Source organism: Marinobacter sp., from assembly GCF_041686475.1.
In the GTDB taxonomy this organism is placed as follows: Bacteria; Pseudomonadota; Gammaproteobacteria; order Pseudomonadales; family Oleiphilaceae; genus Marinobacter.
Map to the genome: position 1 here is coordinate 124,636 of NZ_JAWLDU010000001.1, position 16,403 is coordinate 141,038.

Consider the following 16,403-nt stretch of genomic DNA (forward strand, 5'->3'; position numbering starts at 1 on the left):
GAACTCAGTCCCTTACCCGCTTGAGAATGTCGCCATAGGCGTCGATGCGCCGGTCCCGGAAATACGGCCAGATGCGTCGAATCGATTCACTGCGTGAGCGGTTAATGGTTGCAGACAGGATAGTTTCTGAGTGATCGTCGGCCCGGGCCAGGAATTCGCCCTGGGGACCGCAAATGAAGCTGTTGCCCCAGAACCGGATACCGTCGGACTGGCCGGAAGGGTCCGGTTCGGTACCGACGCGGTTGGGAGCTATAACGGGCAGGTTGTTGGCCACGGCATGACCTCGCTGAACCGTCACCCAGGCCTCGAGCTGACGGGCCTGTTCATCGGGGTCGTCAGTGACGTCCCAGCCGATGGCGGTCGGGTAGATAAGCACTTCTGCGCCGGCCAGTGCCATCAGGCGTGCGGATTCCGGATACCACTGGTCCCAGCATACCAGCACACCCAGGCGGCCGACGGAGGTGTCGATGGGGGTGAAGCCGCTGCTGCCATCGTTGAAGGTGGCGTCACCGGGGGTGAAGTAGAATTTTTCGTAAAAGCCCGGGTCGTCGGGAATATGCATCTTGCGATACAGACCGGCAATGCTTCCGTCCCGCTCGAACACCACAGCGGTGTTGTGATAGACGCCGTTCATCCGGCGCTCGAAGACGGAGCCCACCAGGACAACACCGAGTTCCGCCGCCAGGGCGGATAACCGGTCGCTGGTGGGGCCAGGTATGGGCTCGGCCAGCTCAAACACCGATGTGTCTTCCGTCTGGCAGAAATACAGGGTCGCATGCAGCTCCTGGAGTACGACCAGCTGTGCACCATCGTTTACCGCCTGCCGCACCAGGCGCTCGCTGGTGGCCAGGCTGGTGTCTTTGCTGGCGCTGCATGGCTGCTGGATGGCGGCAATGGACAGAGCACCGGCCGGGGTGGAACGGCTCATACCTGCACAACTCCTGCGGGTATCTGCATGGTGACGCAATGAAGACTGCCATGCTGCCTGATCAGCGGGCGACAGTTAACCGGAATCATTTCCCGGTCGGGGAACAGGCCGGCAAGGATGTTCAGGGCGTCTTCGTCCTGGAGTACACCGTAGACCGGGACCAGAACCGCCCCGTTAATGATCAGGAAGTTGGCATAGGTTGCCGGAAGCCGCTCGCCGTCGTCGCCATGAATCGCATCAGGCCAGGGCAGCGGGGTGAGCCTGTAGGGTTGACCATTGGTCTGGCGGAACTGTTGCAGTTCTTCCTCCATGGCGGCGAGGGCGCTGTAGTGTTCATCGCCGACATCCGGGCAGCTCACGTAGCAGATGTGATCTTCTGCGCAGAAACGGGCGAGAGTGTCGATATGGCTGTCGGTATCGTCACCGGCAAGGTAACCATGATTCAGCCACAGAATCCTGTCGCCTCCCAGGGTCTCTGCCAGCAGGTGCTCAATGGAGGCGCGGTCCATGCTCAGATTCCGGGACGGTGTGAGCAGACATTCGCTGGTGGTCAGTATGGTTCCCTGACCATTGGATTCGATGGATCCGCCTTCAAGCACAAACTCTACGGGTACCAGCGGGGTGGTGCCAAAGCTGCCGAAATTCGCCAGGTGGCGGTTGAGGGCATTGTCCTTTTCCCAGGGAAACTTGCCGCCCCAGGCGTTGAAGTGAAAGTCCAGCAGTTCCGGGCCGTTTTCGCCGGAAATGGGGATGGGGCCATGGTCGCGGGCCCAAGTGTCGTTGGCAGGGGCAGGTACTGCCACGACGCGTCCCGGTAACCCCTGTTCCTGCGCGTAGGCATTGAGGTCCCGCTCGAGCTCCTGCAGGCGAACCACATGTTCACAGCTGAGCACCACATGCTGGAAACGGAGCACGGCGCGCGCGATGTCCAGGAATACCGGTTCCACTTCGGCGAGACTGTCGCTCCAGTCAGTTCCCGGATGGGGCCAGGTCAGCATTACGGCACTTTGGGCTGCCCACTCTGCGGGCATCACAGGTCTGGAAGTCAAGTTGCGAACACCTTTACATGCAAAAGCCGACATTCTAACGAAGAGGCGGGGTTGCGTCAGGACACAATTGAACGATTTTTCAACGTTCGGGCTTCAGAACAGCATGAATGACCCGGTCGTCCTCAAAATACACGACAAAATCCTCGTAGTGCCACTGGGCAATGGGTGGATCGCCCACCGGGCCCCGGGTTTCCATTGGGCTTCCCCAGCCATTGCGTACGCTGGACTCGCTCATGCCGGTGCGGGGCAGGTCTTCCTGGGCACTGCGTTCAGCCTGCGACATTACCGGTACGCGGACTTCCTCGGCGGCCGCGGTCGTGAACGGTCCCGATGCCAGTGCGGTGAGGGCGGTGGCGGCACAGACTGCTCTAATTGTGCGTTTTTTCATCAGTGGCTTACTCCGTGGCATCACATTGATAAAACGTAATATCCGATAAAGACTAACAAAAGTCAGCCCGGATTCGGTGATTTGTGGACAGTTTATTCTTTTTGACGTTGCCGGATCTGCCAGCGCATCACATGGCGGGCGATTTGCTGGCGATCGCTGTCCTGGATGTCGGTAAACTCCGTATGAACCATGGCACCCCCGCTTCCGTCCGTTTCAACACTGATCACGCGGGCAATGGCAACCGGCTGGAACAGTTCCGGGGGCAGGGTCATTCTCAGTGCCAAAATCTCGTCTGCCGTGAAGCTGTTGGTTGCCGTGTGGAATGCCAGGCCACCTTCGCTGAGGGTGACGTCCTGCCAGTCTTCAGGTTGCAACGGATTTTGCTCAAAGGCCATAATGCGCGCCAGCGTATCCAGCTTCCCGTTGAGTGACTTGATCAGTGAGCTCAACTGGCGGTCTCGCTCCGCCAGGGTGGCAAGCTGTGCCCGAACGTCCTGATCGAGACGTCGGAATTCCGAATGGAGGTTTTCCAGATGGCTGCCGTTGAAGGGATGTTCCCTGCTGGCGTCATCCGACCCAAGTTTCCGGATTTCCAGGCCGATATGATCGCTGATGCGGTAATAGTCCCTGCGGTCAGAAGGGATTTCTGCCGGATTATCGTGGGGTGTCGTTGCGGGCATCGGAACTCCAGAACGCGGTATTATTGTTTCCTGATAAAAGTTTAGCAGCTTCCTGCCGCTCCGTATCGGGGCAGGAATTTCGACAGACCAGAAGGTAGCGACAGGCTCCTCCCAATGTTCAGACCCTTATCATTATATGTTGGTTTGCGGTACACCGCGGCCAAACGACGTAACCACTTTATTTCATTCATATCACTCACCTCCATGATCGGGCTGATGCTCGGTGTTGCAGTTCTGATCATCGTTCTGTCGGTGATGAACGGCTTCGACCGCGAACTCAAGCAGCGGATCCTGGGCATGGTCCCCCACGCTACCATCCAGGCTGATGACGGGCTCCAGGACTGGGAAGAGGTTGATCGCACCGTTGAACAGCACCCCTCGGTGATTGCTGCAGCACCTTATATCCAGGGGCAGGGCATGGTGACCGGTGGTGGTGATGTCAGGGGGGTAATGCTCAATGGCGTTCTGCCGGAGCAGGAGCGCAGCGTCTCGATTATCGAGAATCACATGATCGAGGGAGGCCTGGATGACCTGAAGTCCGGGGAGTTTGGCATCATTGTTGGCAAGCAGATGGCGTCTGCGCTCCGCCTCCAGATTGGTGACCGGGTGACTGTGGTGTTGCCAGAGGCCTCCGTCACCCCTGCGGGGGTCATGCCACGGCTGAAACGGTTTACGGTCAAGGGTGTTTTCAGTGTCGGGGCGGAACTGGACGGCAACTACACGCTGATCCACATGGACGATGCCGCCAAGCTGATGCGCACCGGTGGCAAGGCAGAGGGGGTACGCCTGCTGGTGGACGACCTGTTCAAGGCGCCGAACGTTGCCAGGGAAGCGGCAACACAGCTCAGCGGACGGCATTACATATCTGACTGGACCCGTACCCACGGTAACCTGTTCCAGGCCATTCGCATGGAAAAAACCATGATTGGCCTGCTGCTGATGTTTATTGTCGCGGTAGCGGCCTTCAATATTGTCTCCACCCTGGTGATGGTGGTCACCGATAAAACCGCGGATATTGCCATTCTGCGCACCATGGGAGCCACCCCGGGCAGGATCATGCGGATCTTCATCGTCCAGGGCGCTGTTATAGGCATTACCGGTACGATTGTGGGGACGGCGCTGGGTGTATTTGGCGCCTACAACATCAGCGGGTTCATCGCCTGGCTGGAAGAGTTCATGGGGCATCAGTTCCTCAGTGCAGATGTGTATTTCATCAGTTACCTGCCGTCCCAGTTGCAGTGGCAGGACGTGTGGATTATCAGCGGCGCCGGTCTTGCCCTCAGCCTGCTTGCAACGATTTATCCGGCCTGGCGCGCATCACGCGTCGATCCGGCGGAGGCTTTGCGTTATGAGTGATTCAGCAACCATGAACAGTGACAGGGCGCTGGTGATTGACTGTGAGAAGGTTACCCGCACCTACAATGAAGGCCCCGGAAAGCTCACGATCTTCTCGGATATTTCGCTGCGGGTGTCGGCCGGAGAAAGCGTTGGTATTGTTGGCAGTAGTGGTGCTGGTAAAACGACGCTGCTGAATCTTCTTGGTGGTCTGGACAAGCCTTCTTCGGGACATATCGAAATCTGTGGGCAGGACATTCATCGCATGAGTGAGGCCGGGCGCGCGCGCTTCCGGAACCGTCACCTGGGGTTTGTCTATCAGTTTCACCACCTGCTTCCGGAGTTTTCCGCGCTGGAAAACGTGATGATGCCCTGTGCGCTGGGAGGTCTCGGAATAAAGCCGGCCTCAGACAAAGCAGGCGCTATTCTCGAGCGTGTGGGCCTGGGCCATCGCCTGGCCCACAAGCCCGGGGAGCTGTCCGGGGGTGAGCGTCAACGGGTCGCTATCGCCCGCGCGCTGGTGAACGAGCCTGAATGTGTGCTGATGGACGAACCCACAGGCAATCTGGACGAACAGACCGGGGAGGGTGTTCGCGATCTTATTGAGTCACTGCGGGACCAGATAGGGATTGCCTTTGTGCTGGTTACCCATGACATGAAGATGGCAAAAAGTTTGGGCCGGGTGTTACGGCTGGAACAGGGAGAGCTGTTTCAGGAGCTCTGACCGTTACTTTTCCGTTCGCGCCGGGCTTTTCTGGCCAGCCGGCGTTGGCGGATACGGTCTGATCGGCGCTCCTGCCAGTCAGAGCGGACTTTGCGACGCCAGAGAAACTGGATGATGAGGTAAGCCAGACACGCCGACAGTGTGGCTACCACCAGTGAACCCAGATACAGGGGCACACCGATGTCCAGGAGCCGCCCGCTGAGCCAGGACCAGGATAGCTGGAATTCGAAATTCAGTACCGGGCGGTCGAGAATCCAGGCTCCGATTTTGTAGTTGAAATAGAACAGGGGGGGCATGGTGACCGGATTGCTGATCCACACCAGTACCACCGACAGCGGCAGATTGGCGTTGAACCAGATGGCAAAGAAAGCCGCTGCCAGCATCTGGAAAGGCAAGGGGATAATGGCCAGGAATATGCCAACAAGGAAGGCGCGGGCAACACTGTGCCGGTTGATATGCCACAGGTTGGGTTCATGAAGGATATCGCCCAGGAAGTGCAGCGATTCGATCGCACGCACTTTTTCCGGCGTTGGTAGATATCGTTTCATGAACTTCTTTGGCATCGGGAAGTTCTGCCTGCACAGGATGATGGTTCCGGGAATACGCAACGCCCGGAGAGGACCAACTATCAGGAGGACAAGGATTGTCCGGAAGTTTTATGGCCAGGATCGGCCTCGTGGGCTTTGCCTGCGGCGTTATCTTACTGTATAGCCTTGCGGTGTTACCACCTCTGCCCGGGCTGATTTCGGCGATGGTAATCCCGTTTCTCGGCTTGGTGCGGGCGAATTCGCCAGTAAGCCGGGCAGTGGCGATACTGGGTACCGCAGTCATCGCCGGGATGCTTTGGGCAGCCTGGCACGCTGATGTCCGGCAACAGGCAACCCTGCCCGCGAACCTGGAAGGGGAGCTGCTGGAGGTTTCCGGGCATGTCTGTGACGTTCCCTCCACTGGCAGTTTCAATAGCGTACGTTTCGCTTTCTGTGTCGAGCAATGGCATCTACCGGCGCAATTTGTAGCTGCGGATCTGCAACCGTTGCCGCAGAAGTTGCGCCTGGCCTGGTATGGCGAAGCGGCAACAACGCGTATTCCGCAACGGCTAAAGCTCAAGGTAGTACTCAAACGCCCCCACGGCTCGGTAAATCCCCTGGGCTTTCGCTACGAATCATGGCTGTTTCGAAAGGGATTTGGCGCTACCGGAACCATTCGCGATCTCTATCCCGATCGCTACTCTGACTGTGGGCTCGGCTGTCGCTATCACCGCTGGCGTAACAGTCTCGTGGATGCGGTGTCAGAACGGCTGTCCGAGGCCGAGCATTTCCCCCTGATTACATCTCTGATGATCGGCTATCGCGGATACATGGAACCGCGGCACTGGGAGGTCCTGAAGGCCACCGGTACCATTCACCTGGTAGCAATTTCCGGGCTGCATCTGGGCCTGATTGCGGCGGGTGCCGGCTTTGTCTGCAGGCGAATATTGCTGTGCCTCCCGCAACGGCTGGTGTCGCCCGGCAGGCTGCGTGGATACGTCTTTATCGCGGTTTCCCTTGCCAGTCTTGCCTACGCCCTTGCAGCTGGTTTCTCTGTGCCGACGCGTCGGGCATTGATCATGGTCATCATCGCTGGATGGTGTTTGCTGGGTGCCCGGAAGACGGGAGCCTTCACCGGGTTGCTGGGAGCTCTGGTACTGGTGTTGGTGAACGATCCGTTCTCACCTCTGGATCAGGGGTTCTGGCTCTCCTTCGGGGCGGTTTCCGTTCTTGTGCTGCTGTTCAGTCTTCGTTTGCGTCAGGCGGGGTGGCTTCAGGGGCTGGTACTCGCCCAGCTGGCTGTGTTTGCCGCTCTCTGGCCGATTCTGGAAGTGCTGGGCCAGTCCCAGGTGGTGGTTGGCTTTGTTGCCAACCTGTTTGCCATACCCTGGGTGTCGCTGGTGGTGATGCCGGTTGTGGTGTTGGGCGCCCTTGCCATGGCGATTTTTCCGTTGCTGGACGACATTGTTATAAAAGCCTTTGACCTTGTGTTTGGAGTGCTCTGGCACGGGCTGGACCGGCTTGCCGATGTGGAACTCGCGCTGCCGGCACCGGGCCTGCCAGCGCTGGTGCTGATGGTCGTGGTGGTTATGGTGGCCTTGCTGGTGCCATTTCGCGGATTCCGTCTGGCAACCGCCTGCTTGGCAGTTGTGTGGGTAACCGTTTCTCTGGTCAAGGGCGCCCCGGCAGGCACCGCGAACTCCCCGGTCGATGACCCCGAGCTGTGGGTGTGGGATGTGGGCCAGGGGCTTTCAGTGATGGTGCGGGATCAGGGGCAGGTGCTGGTCTACGATACGGGGCCAGCGTTGGAAGGCGTCTATTCCGCCGTTGATTCGGTACTGATACCCAATCTCCGGGCGCTGGGGGTGGCTCGTATCGACACCCTGGTAATCAGTCACGGCGACGGCGACCACGCCGGGGGATTGCCCCTGTTATTTGAACATTTCGAAGTGGGGCAGGTGGTTACCGGCGAGCCAGAGCGGGTGGCGGGGATGCTGCCCGGCAGGCTTGCCAAGGCGATTGGATCCTGTGCCCGGCAGGATGTCCGGACCATGGGCAGCCTGGAGTTGGCCTTCTGGCGCAGTCCCGGCGAGGCTGAGGGAAATGACGCTTCCTGTGTATTGACCATCCGGTCCGCCACCGCAGATGTGGAGGTGGTTTTGCCGGGCGACATTACCCGGCGGGTCGAGAGCCAGTTCACCGCTGACCATGGGCAGGACCCATCCGCTTTCAGGGTCGTGTTGGCACCCCACCATGGCAGCAAGACGTCATCATCGGAACTGTGGTTGAAGCAGATGGCGCCGGATATTGCGGTATTCAGTGCGGGTTACCGACACCGCTTCGGGCATCCTCATCCGGATGTGGTGGACCGGTATCGGGCTACTGGCAGCAGGTTGCTGAATACCGCCACCTCAGGTGCCTTGCGGCTGGAAATGCGGCCGGGCAAGGTCGCTGTAACGGAAGCGCGAATGCAAACGCCGTTCTGGATACGCAAACCTGAAAGCCGCTGATGTTGCGGATAAAAACCGTGACATTCCGGGTGTGGCCTCCGCCGGTAGCTATGCTAAAGTAGCGCGGCTTGCTAACAATCAGGGAGACCAAGCGTGTTCGAGCTTTTGAAAGCCGGTGGCATCCTCATGGTGCCGATTCTTGCCTGTTCCATTCTTGCACTTGCCATCATCCTTGAGCGTTTCTGGACACTCAGGCCTTCGCGGGTAACGCCACAGCACACCATCAACGAGTTGTGGCGCTGGATTAAGAAGAAAGAGCTTAACGGTCGCAAGCTCAAGGCCTTGCAGGCTTCTTCGCCCCTGGGCCGCATCCTCGCAGGCGGGCTGATGAATGCAAAGCATGGTCGCGAGATCATGAAGGAGAGCATCGAGCACGAGGCCAGCCAGGTCATCCATGAACTGGAACGTTTTCTCAATCCCTTGGGTACAGTCGCCACCATCACACCATTGCTGGGCCTGCTCGGTACGGTCATTGGCATGATCAAGGTGTTTGCCGAAATCCAGCTCGCCGGGGTGGGTGATGCCGGCAACCTGGCCGGCGGCATATCCGAAGCCCTGATTACCACAGCCTCCGGCCTCAGCGTGGCCATTCCGGCTCTTATCTGCCACCGCTACTTTATTCGCCGTGTTGACGAGCTGGTTGTCGGCATGGAGCAGGAAGCCATCAAGCTGGTTGAGGTCGTGCATGGCGACCGCGAAATCGACGTGGAAGGAGCCTGAACGCCGTGAAGTTCAAGCGCCAGAGAAGTCAGGAAGTCGGGGTCGACCTGACGCCACTGATCGATGTGGTCTTCCTGCTGCTGATATTCTTTATGGTTTCCACCACGTTCACCCGTGAGAGCCATCTCAATATCGAACTGCCGGAAGCCAATGGTGAACGGTCCGAATCCGAAGCAACGTTGATTGACGTGGTGATCAACGCCGAGGGCCAGTACATTCTCAATGACCGGACGCTGGTCAATAACCGTCGGGAAACCCTGGAGCGAGCGGTTAGTGAACTTGCGGGTGATGACACGTCGCTGCCATACATTATTACCGCTGATGCCCGTACACCTCATGAATTCGTGGTCCGCGCCATGGATGTTGCCGGTCGTCTGGGCTTTGCCAAACTCAGTATCACTACCGAGCGTGAGGCGGAAGCGCAGTGAGTGAATCCACCTCGAAAGCAGATCCAGCCGGCCAGCCGGCAACCAACTGGGCAACCTACAAGCGGCTGCTGGCTTACGTAAAACCCTTCTGGCTGGCCTTTGCCCTGGCGGTAGTGGGAAATATTATCTATGCGGCTGCTTCCACCGGTATGGCTGCAGCCATGGAATACGTTATTACTGCCCTGGAAAATCCCACCGACGAAAACCGTATCCAGCTGACCCTGCTGATTGTGGGAGTGTTTGCCTTTCGCGGTGTGGGCACGTTCATGAGTCAGTATTTTATCAGCTATGTCGGCAGACAGGTGATCAACGCATTGCGCAAGCAGGTGTTTGACCGGCTGCTGAACCTGCCTTCCCGCTATTTCGACGAACACGCTTCGGGCCGGCTGGTATCCAAGCTCACTTTCAACGTCGAGCAGGTTGCCGAGGCCACCACGAACGCCGTTACCATCACTCTGAGGGAAGGCCTGACCATACTTGGCCTGCTGGGCTTCATGATCTACACCAACTGGAAACTGACACTGGTCTTTCTTGCGGTGGGGCCGTTGATTGCCCTGGTGGTAAGCTACGCCAGCAAGCGGTTCCGCAAGATCAGCAAACGGATACAGGGTTCCATGGGCGACATTACCCATGTGGCGTCGGAATCCATCAGCGGCTACCGGGTGGTCCGCACCTTCGGTGGTGAGCACTATGAGCGGGATCGCTTTCGCAAGGTGAGCGAGAAAAACCTGAAGCAGAGCCTGAAAATGGCCTCGACCCAGGCCATCAGTATTCCGGTCGTACAGGTACTGGTTGCCATCGCTATCGCCGCGCTTGTCTGGTTCATGCTCGCTCCCGAACTGCGGGGTGATATGAGTACCGGCAAGCTCGTTGCCTTTATCACTGCCGCAACCACCATGGCCAAGCCCATTCGGCAGGTTACCTCGGTGCATGCCAAGATCCAGAAAGGCGTGGCTGCCGCCCACGACGTATTCGGTACCATGGATGAGGAGCCGGAGCATGACCCGGGCACCTATGCACCGGATCGGGTCGACGGCAACATCGAATTCGATAATGTGTGCTTCCGCTACCGTGATCAGCTGGACGATGTGCTCAAGGGCATCTCCCTGAGCATCCCTGCCGGCCAGAGTGTGGCGTTGGTGGGGCGCTCGGGAAGCGGCAAATCCACCATGGTCAGCCTGCTGCCAAGGTTCTATGAATACACCAGCGGCGATATCAGGCTGGACGGCCATTCCCTGAAGGAGTTTAGCCTGGAAGCGCTGCGCGCTCAGATCGCACTGGTAACCCAGAACGTGGTGCTCTTCAACGACACCATCGCTGCCAACATCGCCTATGGCGCCCTTCGGCACCATACCCGGGAGCAGATCGTCGACGCCGCTGCCAAGGCCCATGCCATGGAATTTATCGAGCGGATGCCCGAGGGCCTGGACACCATGATAGGCGACAACGGCGTGATGCTCTCCGGTGGCCAGCGTCAGCGCCTGGCGATTGCCCGGGCATTGCTCAAGGATGCTCCGGTACTGATCCTCGACGAAGCGACCTCGGCGCTTGATACGGAATCCGAACGTCACATTCAGGACGCCCTGGAAACTGTCATGGAAGGCAGAACCACGCTGGTCATCGCCCACCGCCTCTCCACCATCGAGAAAGCAGATCGCATTCTGGTGATGGAAGGTGGACAGATCATCGAATCAGGCCGGCATGACGAATTGCTTGCCCAGAACGGTGCCTATGCCCAGCTTCACCAGATGCAGTTCAGCGAGCAGGCATGACGTCGCTGATAGACCGGTTGTGGTATGGCGGCAAGCGCCCCCTGTGGCCCCTGTACCCGCTGGTCTGGCTCTATCGTGCCATTGCTGAAAAACGCCGTCGGCGCGCGTGGCAGGCCCGGGACGAACGTATCCCCGTTCCGGTGGTGGTCGTGGGCAACATAACCGCTGGCGGTACCGGGAAGTCGCCATTAACGGCCGCCCTTACCGCTCTGTTGCAGGCGCATGGCTGGCAGCCGGTGGTCCTCAGCCGGGGCTACGGCGGCAAGGCGGAGCGCTATCCTTTGCTGGTTACCCCGGAAACGGAGCCTGATGAAGCCGGTGATGAGCCGGTGATGCTGGCGGCGGAATCCGGCTGTCCGGTGGTGGTCGACCCGGACCGTAAGCGCGGTGCACTCTGGGCTCTTGAGAAGAAACTGGGTAACGTCCTGTTGTGCGATGACGGACTTCAGCATTACCGGTTGCCCAGGGATGTAGAGCTGGCGGTGTTTGACGGCGCCCGGGGCGTCGGGAACGGCGCATTGATACCGGTAGGTCCGCTGCGGGAACCGCTGGAGCGACTGTCCTCCGTCGATTTCGTCATTACCAATGGTGGCTACCTGGACGCGGTCGAGCACGATCATCAGTTCACCATGTCGCTGGCGCCGTCCGAGCTGCGCAACCTGGTTACCGGCGAAACCCTGCCACCGGAACGCCTTCAGGGTCAGTCGGTGAGGGCAGTAGCCGGAATCGGCAATCCCGGACGTTTTTTCGATACACTGGAAGGCCTGGGGGCGAAGGTCCGGCCCCATGCTTTTGCGGATCATCACCGTTTCACGCCTGACGATCTGCAATCAGAAGCAGGAGAGTGGCTGGTAATGACGGCGAAGGATGCCGTCAAGTGCCGGAAGTTTGCCCCGGACAATACCTGGGTTCTGGCCGTGAAAGCCCGGCTTCCGCAGTCATTCAGCGAAGCATTTATGGCCAGCGTCAATCATTGTCGGCAATCTCTCGATTCCAACGAAACTGCGAGAACACACCATGGATAAGAAACTGATGGCCCTGTTGGCATGCCCGGTCTGCAAAGGGGACCTGAAACTCAATGAGGACAGAACCGAACTGATCTGCTATCAGGATGCAATGGCGTTTCCGATTCGCGAAGGGATACCGGTCATGCTCGCCACCGAGGCCCGCACCCTGACCACTGACGAGCGCCTGGATAAGCGCTGACAGGAAGCCCTTATGTCCTATACCGTTGTCATTCCGGCCCGGTTTGCATCCACTCGGTTGCCGGGCAAACCGCTGGCAGACATTGCCGGCAAGCCGATGATCGCGCACGTCTATGACCGTGCCCGTGAGAGCCATGCCAACCGCGTGATCATCGCCACTGATGATCCACGTATCGAAACCGCCTGCCGCGGGTTCGGGGCAGAGGTGGTCATGACGTCTGCCGGCCACACCAGTGGAACCGATCGCCTGGAAGAGGTGGCCCGGCTGATGAACTTCGGTCCGGACGAACGGGTAGTCAACGTCCAGGGTGATGAGCCATTGATACCTCCCGAGTTGATTGACCAGGTGGCTGCCAATCTGGAGACCCACCCGGATGCTGCTATTGCCACACTGTGCGAGCCGATCTCGGACGTGGCCAGCGTGTTCAATCCCAACGTGGTAAAGGTGGTGTTTGATTACCGCGGCATGGCGCACTATTTCAGCCGTGCACCGATACCCTGGGCCAGAGATGCATGGCGGGCTGAGGATTCCGGCAGGGCTTTACCGGAAGGCGTTGGCTACTACCGCCACATCGGTATCTACGGTTACCGTGTGAATCTTCTGCGCAATTTCGTCACCTGGCCGCCGGCGCCGACGGAAGTGACGGAATCTCTTGAACAACTCCGGGCACTGCACAACGGAGCCCGTATTCATGTGGAAGAGGCCTGCCGGGTGCCCCCATCGGGTGTCGATACCCAGCAGGACCTCGATCGATTGCGACAGTACATGGCAGCCAAGCAGAAGGAGGCACCAGACCCATGACAGCACCCGTTAAGGTACTTTTTGTCTGTCTCGGCAACATCTGCCGCTCCCCCAGTGCAGAAGGTGTGTTTCGAAAGGTGGTCCGGCAGGCCGGGCTGGATGACCGGATCACCATTGATTCCTGTGGCACCGGCGACTGGCACGTGGGCAAAAGCCCGGACAGCCGCTCGGTAGCGGCGGCCCGAAAACGCGGCATTGATATTGATGACCTGCGGGCGCGACAGTTCCGCAGCGAGGATCTGGACCAGTTCGACTATATATTGGTGATGGACAGGCAGAATCTTGCTGATGTGCGCGATATCTGGCGCCAGAATGGTGGCACCGAGCCTGAGCTGTTCCTGCGTTTCGGCAAATCCGGTTACGACGAGGTGCCAGACCCCTATTACGGTGGCAATCATGGATTTGAACACGTGCTGGACCTGATCAACGACGCCAGCGAGGGGCTTCTGTCCCACATCAGGGAGCAGCTGGCTTGATCAGCCCGCCGCGGATTCAGGAGAACGTTTTCCTTGGCGAGATGAACAGCCTGGGCATTGCCGCCCGTGCCCGCTATTTTGTGTCCGTCACTTCCCTTGAGGCCCTCCGGGAAGCCCTGAACTGGGCATCCGCGGAGTCAGCGCAGCCGCTGATCCTTGGCGGAGGCAGTAACCTGGTCTTCGCAGGTGATTATCAGGGCCTGGTAATTCGCATGGCCATTGCCCGCCGCTGCTGGGAACATGTGGATGGCGACGGGGCAACGCTGGTGCTGGGTGCAGGTGAGAACTGGCATGATGTGGTTATGTACGCGGCCGCCGCCGGTTATCGAGGCATTGAGAACCTGGCGCTGATTCCGGGCACGGTTGGCGCTGCGCCGGTCCAGAACATCGGTGCCTACGGCACTGAATTGCGGGATACCCTGCTGGAAGTCAGCGCCCTGGACCGACACACCGGCCATGAAGTCACGCTGACCAACAGCCTGTGTCATTTCAGTTACCGGGACAGCGTGTTCAAGCACGAGCCCGGTCGCTACGTGATTACCACCGTTCGCCTGAGATTGTCCCGCTCCCGGCCCTTCTCGCTGGATTACCGTGATCTTGCGGAATACTTCGATGGTCAGGATGCGCGCTGCCTGACGCCGCTGGATGTGGCAAACGGGGTAATGGCGGTGCGACGGCGCAAGCTGCCGGACCCGTCCCAGCTTCCCAACGCCGGCAGTTTTTTCAAGAATCCGGTCGTTGCCCTGGATACCTGGCATTCCCTGCAGCAGTCCTATCCGGACATTGCAGGGCATCCTGGCGATGACAGTGCCAAGGTGGCAGCGGCATGGCTGATCGATCAGTGTGGCTGGAAGGGTTATCGCAACGGCAGGGTTGGTGTCCACAACCGGCAGGCACTGGTGCTGGTGAATCACTCCAATGGTAACGGTCAGGATGTGCTTGCACTGGCAGACAGGATTCGCCGCGACGTTGAAGCACGTTTCGGTATTGCACTGGAGATGGAACCGGGAGTGGTCGGCAGCCCCTAGCAGGCCACCGGTCCACCCCCTTTGTTCAATCCCGCCTCAGAGGCCGTTGCGGGGCGAGGCGTTGATCAGGAAAGGAAGGATGTCAGTCAGGGGAACGTCCTGCTTGTCCTCGTCACGGCGTCCCTTGTATTCCAGGGTTTCTGACGCCAGGCCCCTTTCGGATATCACAAAGCGATGGGGAATGCCGATCAGCTCCATGTCCGCGAACTTTACGCCTGGCCTTTCGTTGCGGTCGTCCAGCAGAACATCGAAGCCCGCCTGGCGAAGTTGCTGATAGAGCTTTTCCCCGGCTTCCATCACCGCCGGCGATTTGTGGGCATTCAGCGTTACAATCGCCACTTCGAACGGTGCAATCGCCTCGGGCCAGATGATGCCCTTGTCGTCGTGGTTCTGCTCAATGGACGCGGCCACAATTCTGGATACACCAATGCCGTAGCAGCCCATTTCCAGAATTGCACTCTTGCCGTTCTCGTCCAGTACCGTGGCGTTCATCGCCTTGCTGTACTTGTTGCCCAGCTTGAAGATATGGCCAACTTCAATGCCACGACGGATTTCCAGGGTACCGTTTCCGTCAGGACTGGGGTCGCCTTCGATCACGTTACGCAGGTCTTCCACCCGCGCCAGTGGCACATCCCGTTCCCAGTTTACGCCGGTGAGGTGATAGCCTTCTTTATTGGCGCCACAGACAAAGTCCGCCAGGTGGGCCGCGCTGCGGTCTGCAATGACAGTCACGGGTAGATTGACCGGCCCGATGGAGCCAGCCTTGCAGTTGATAGCCTGCTCAATCTCTTCATCCGTCGCCATGGTCAGAGGCTCAGCCACACCTGCAAGCTGTTCAGCCTTGATGTCATTGAGCGTATGGTCACCGCGCAGCACCAGGGCAACCAGGCCACTGTTTCCGTTTTCGTCTTCTTCTGCCTTCACCATCAGGGTCTTGATGGTTGCGCTGGCGTCGACGTTCAGGAAACTGGCAACGGCTTCAATGGTGCGCTGGTCCGGTGTTGCGACTTCCTTCATGGCCTGTGCGGGCGCAGGGCGGTCACCGGACGGAGCAATGGCCTCGGCTTTTTCGATATTGGCCGCGTAGTCGCTGTCGGTGCTGAAAACAATGGCGTCTTCGCCCGAGGAAGCCAGCACGTGGAATTCATGGGAAGCACTGCCGCCAATGGCGCCGGAATCCGCCTCAACCGGGCGGTAATCCAGGCCCAGGCGATCGAAAATGGCACAGTAGGTACGGTGCATGACCTGATAGGTTTCATTCAGGGATTCTGCAGTGACATGGAAGGAATAGGCATCCTTCATGATGAATTCCCGGGCGCGCATTACGCCGAAGCGGGGACGTCGTTCATCACGGAACTTGGTCTGGATCTGATAGAAGTTCGCCGGCAGTTCCTTGTAGCTTTTCAGCTCATTGCGAATCAGATCGGTGATAACCTCCTCGTGGGTCGGCCCGAAGCAGAAGTCACGGCCATGGCGGTCATTCATACGCAACAGTTCACCACCGTACTGTTCCCAGCGTCCGGATTCCTGCCACAGTTCGGCGGGTTGCACCGCAGGCATTAGCACTTCCTGGGCGCCGCTCTTGTCCATTTCCTGCCGCACGATGCGCTCAACCTTGCGCAGCACCCTGAGCCCCATTGGCAGCCAGGAATAGAGGCCGGCGGCCAGTTTGCGGATCATCCCGGCCCGGAGCATCATCTGGTGGCTGATGATTTCGGCATCTGCAGGCGTTTCTTTCTGGGTGGCAATCAGGTAACGGCTTGCTCGCATTGTGTTATCCGTAAACAGTTGAAAAGGGATTCTTTATTTATCATGTGGTCGCCGCTATTGT

General features: G+C 58.9%; 17 protein-coding genes. 11 read left to right on the plus strand and 6 right to left on the minus strand.

Translation table 11 applies throughout. From position 1 onward, the window contains the following. Nucleotides 1-4: 4 nt before the first annotated feature. The 4 genes from ACESMB_RS00550 to ACESMB_RS00565 all read right to left on the minus strand — a co-directional run bounded on the left by ACESMB_RS00550 (nucleotide 5) and on the right by ACESMB_RS00565 (nucleotide 3,045). Nucleotides 5-928 carry a carbon-nitrogen hydrolase gene (locus tag ACESMB_RS00550; protein ID WP_372925756.1) on the minus strand — a complete coding sequence of 308 codons (924 nt, stop codon included), beginning with the start codon at nucleotides 926-928 and terminating at the stop codon, nucleotides 5-7. Next, nucleotides 925-1,959: an agmatine/peptidylarginine deiminase gene (locus tag ACESMB_RS00555; protein WP_372970704.1), complete on the minus strand. Its 1,035-nt coding sequence runs from the start codon at nucleotides 1,957-1,959 to the stop codon at nucleotides 925-927. The genes ACESMB_RS00550 and ACESMB_RS00555 overlap by 4 nt, the downstream gene beginning before the upstream one ends. Nucleotides 1,960-2,056: 97 nt before the next feature. Continuing rightward, the gene (locus ACESMB_RS00560) at nucleotides 2,057-2,365 is read right to left on the minus strand and encodes a hypothetical protein (RefSeq protein ID WP_372925757.1); all 309 of its coding nucleotides are present in this window, start codon (nucleotides 2,363-2,365) and stop codon (nucleotides 2,057-2,059) included. A 92-nt stretch (nucleotides 2,366-2,457) separates the two neighbouring features. Next, nucleotides 2,458-3,045: a PilZ domain-containing protein gene (locus tag ACESMB_RS00565; RefSeq protein WP_372925758.1), complete on the minus strand. Its 588-nt coding sequence runs from the start codon at nucleotides 3,043-3,045 to the stop codon at nucleotides 2,458-2,460. Nucleotides 3,046-3,159: 114 nt separating this feature from the next. Between ACESMB_RS00565 and ACESMB_RS00570 the strand changes: the two genes are divergently transcribed. After that, nucleotides 3,160-4,401: a lipoprotein-releasing ABC transporter permease subunit gene (locus tag ACESMB_RS00570; RefSeq protein WP_372925759.1), complete on the plus strand. Its 1,242-nt coding sequence runs from the start codon at nucleotides 3,160-3,162 to the stop codon at nucleotides 4,399-4,401. Next, the gene (locus tag ACESMB_RS00575; RefSeq protein ID WP_372925760.1) at nucleotides 4,394-5,104 is read left to right on the plus strand and encodes an ABC transporter ATP-binding protein; all 711 of its coding nucleotides are present in this window, start codon (nucleotides 4,394-4,396) and stop codon (nucleotides 5,102-5,104) included. Before ACESMB_RS00570 ends, ACESMB_RS00575 begins: the two co-directional genes overlap by 8 nt. On the opposite strand, the gene ACESMB_RS00580 is transcribed toward ACESMB_RS00575, so the two are convergent. Then, nucleotides 5,092-5,667, minus strand: coding sequence for a DUF2062 domain-containing protein (locus ACESMB_RS00580; RefSeq protein WP_372925761.1), 576 nt, complete (start codon nucleotides 5,665-5,667; stop codon nucleotides 5,092-5,094). The two genes, ACESMB_RS00575 and ACESMB_RS00580, sit on opposite strands and share 13 nt — an antisense overlap. Nucleotides 5,668-5,747: 80 nt before the next feature. Between ACESMB_RS00580 and ACESMB_RS00585 the strand changes: the two genes are divergently transcribed. The 9 genes from ACESMB_RS00585 to murB all read left to right on the plus strand — a co-directional run bounded on the left by ACESMB_RS00585 (nucleotide 5,748) and on the right by murB (nucleotide 14,572). After that, on the plus strand, nucleotides 5,748-8,141 hold the full coding sequence (locus ACESMB_RS00585; RefSeq protein ID WP_372970691.1) for a DNA internalization-related competence protein ComEC/Rec2: 2,394 nt from the start codon (nucleotides 5,748-5,750) through the stop codon (nucleotides 8,139-8,141). A gap of 93 nt (nucleotides 8,142-8,234) precedes the next feature. Continuing rightward, nucleotides 8,235-8,861 carry a MotA/TolQ/ExbB proton channel family protein gene (locus ACESMB_RS00590; RefSeq protein ID WP_285388264.1) on the plus strand — a complete coding sequence of 209 codons (627 nt, stop codon included), beginning with the start codon at nucleotides 8,235-8,237 and terminating at the stop codon, nucleotides 8,859-8,861. A 5-nt stretch (nucleotides 8,862-8,866) separates the two neighbouring features. After that, nucleotides 8,867-9,289 (plus strand): ExbD/TolR family protein, encoded by a 423-nt coding sequence (locus tag ACESMB_RS00595; RefSeq protein WP_372925763.1) that lies wholly within the window; start codon nucleotides 8,867-8,869, stop codon nucleotides 9,287-9,289. After that, nucleotides 9,286-11,061, plus strand: a complete 1,776-nt coding sequence (gene msbA, locus ACESMB_RS00600; protein WP_372925764.1) for a lipid A export permease/ATP-binding protein MsbA — start codon at nucleotides 9,286-9,288, stop codon at nucleotides 11,059-11,061. Before ACESMB_RS00595 ends, msbA begins: the two co-directional genes overlap by 4 nt. Then, the gene (gene lpxK, locus ACESMB_RS00605; RefSeq protein ID WP_372970692.1) at nucleotides 11,058-12,086 is read left to right on the plus strand and encodes a tetraacyldisaccharide 4'-kinase; all 1,029 of its coding nucleotides are present in this window, start codon (nucleotides 11,058-11,060) and stop codon (nucleotides 12,084-12,086) included. The genes msbA and lpxK overlap by 4 nt, the downstream gene beginning before the upstream one ends. Beyond that, nucleotides 12,079-12,267: a Trm112 family protein gene (locus ACESMB_RS00610; protein ID WP_372925766.1), complete on the plus strand. Its 189-nt coding sequence runs from the start codon at nucleotides 12,079-12,081 to the stop codon at nucleotides 12,265-12,267. The genes lpxK and ACESMB_RS00610 overlap by 8 nt, the downstream gene beginning before the upstream one ends. Before the next feature lie 12 nt (nucleotides 12,268-12,279). After that, nucleotides 12,280-13,068 (plus strand): 3-deoxy-manno-octulosonate cytidylyltransferase, encoded by a 789-nt coding sequence (kdsB, locus tag ACESMB_RS00615; RefSeq protein ID WP_372970693.1) that lies wholly within the window; start codon nucleotides 12,280-12,282, stop codon nucleotides 13,066-13,068. Then, complete coding sequence (locus tag ACESMB_RS00620; RefSeq protein ID WP_372925768.1) at nucleotides 13,065-13,544, plus strand: low molecular weight protein-tyrosine-phosphatase; 480 nt, start codon at nucleotides 13,065-13,067, stop codon at nucleotides 13,542-13,544. The genes kdsB and ACESMB_RS00620 overlap by 4 nt, the downstream gene beginning before the upstream one ends. Further along, complete coding sequence (gene murB, locus ACESMB_RS00625; protein ID WP_372970694.1) at nucleotides 13,541-14,572, plus strand: UDP-N-acetylmuramate dehydrogenase; 1,032 nt, start codon at nucleotides 13,541-13,543, stop codon at nucleotides 14,570-14,572. Before ACESMB_RS00620 ends, murB begins: the two co-directional genes overlap by 4 nt. Nucleotides 14,573-14,608: 36 nt before the next feature. Here murB and ACESMB_RS00630 read toward each other — a convergent pair whose 3' ends face one another. Then, the gene (locus ACESMB_RS00630) at nucleotides 14,609-16,342 is read right to left on the minus strand and encodes a proline--tRNA ligase (protein WP_372970695.1); all 1,734 of its coding nucleotides are present in this window, start codon (nucleotides 16,340-16,342) and stop codon (nucleotides 14,609-14,611) included. Between the last annotated feature and the right edge of the window lie 61 nt (nucleotides 16,343-16,403).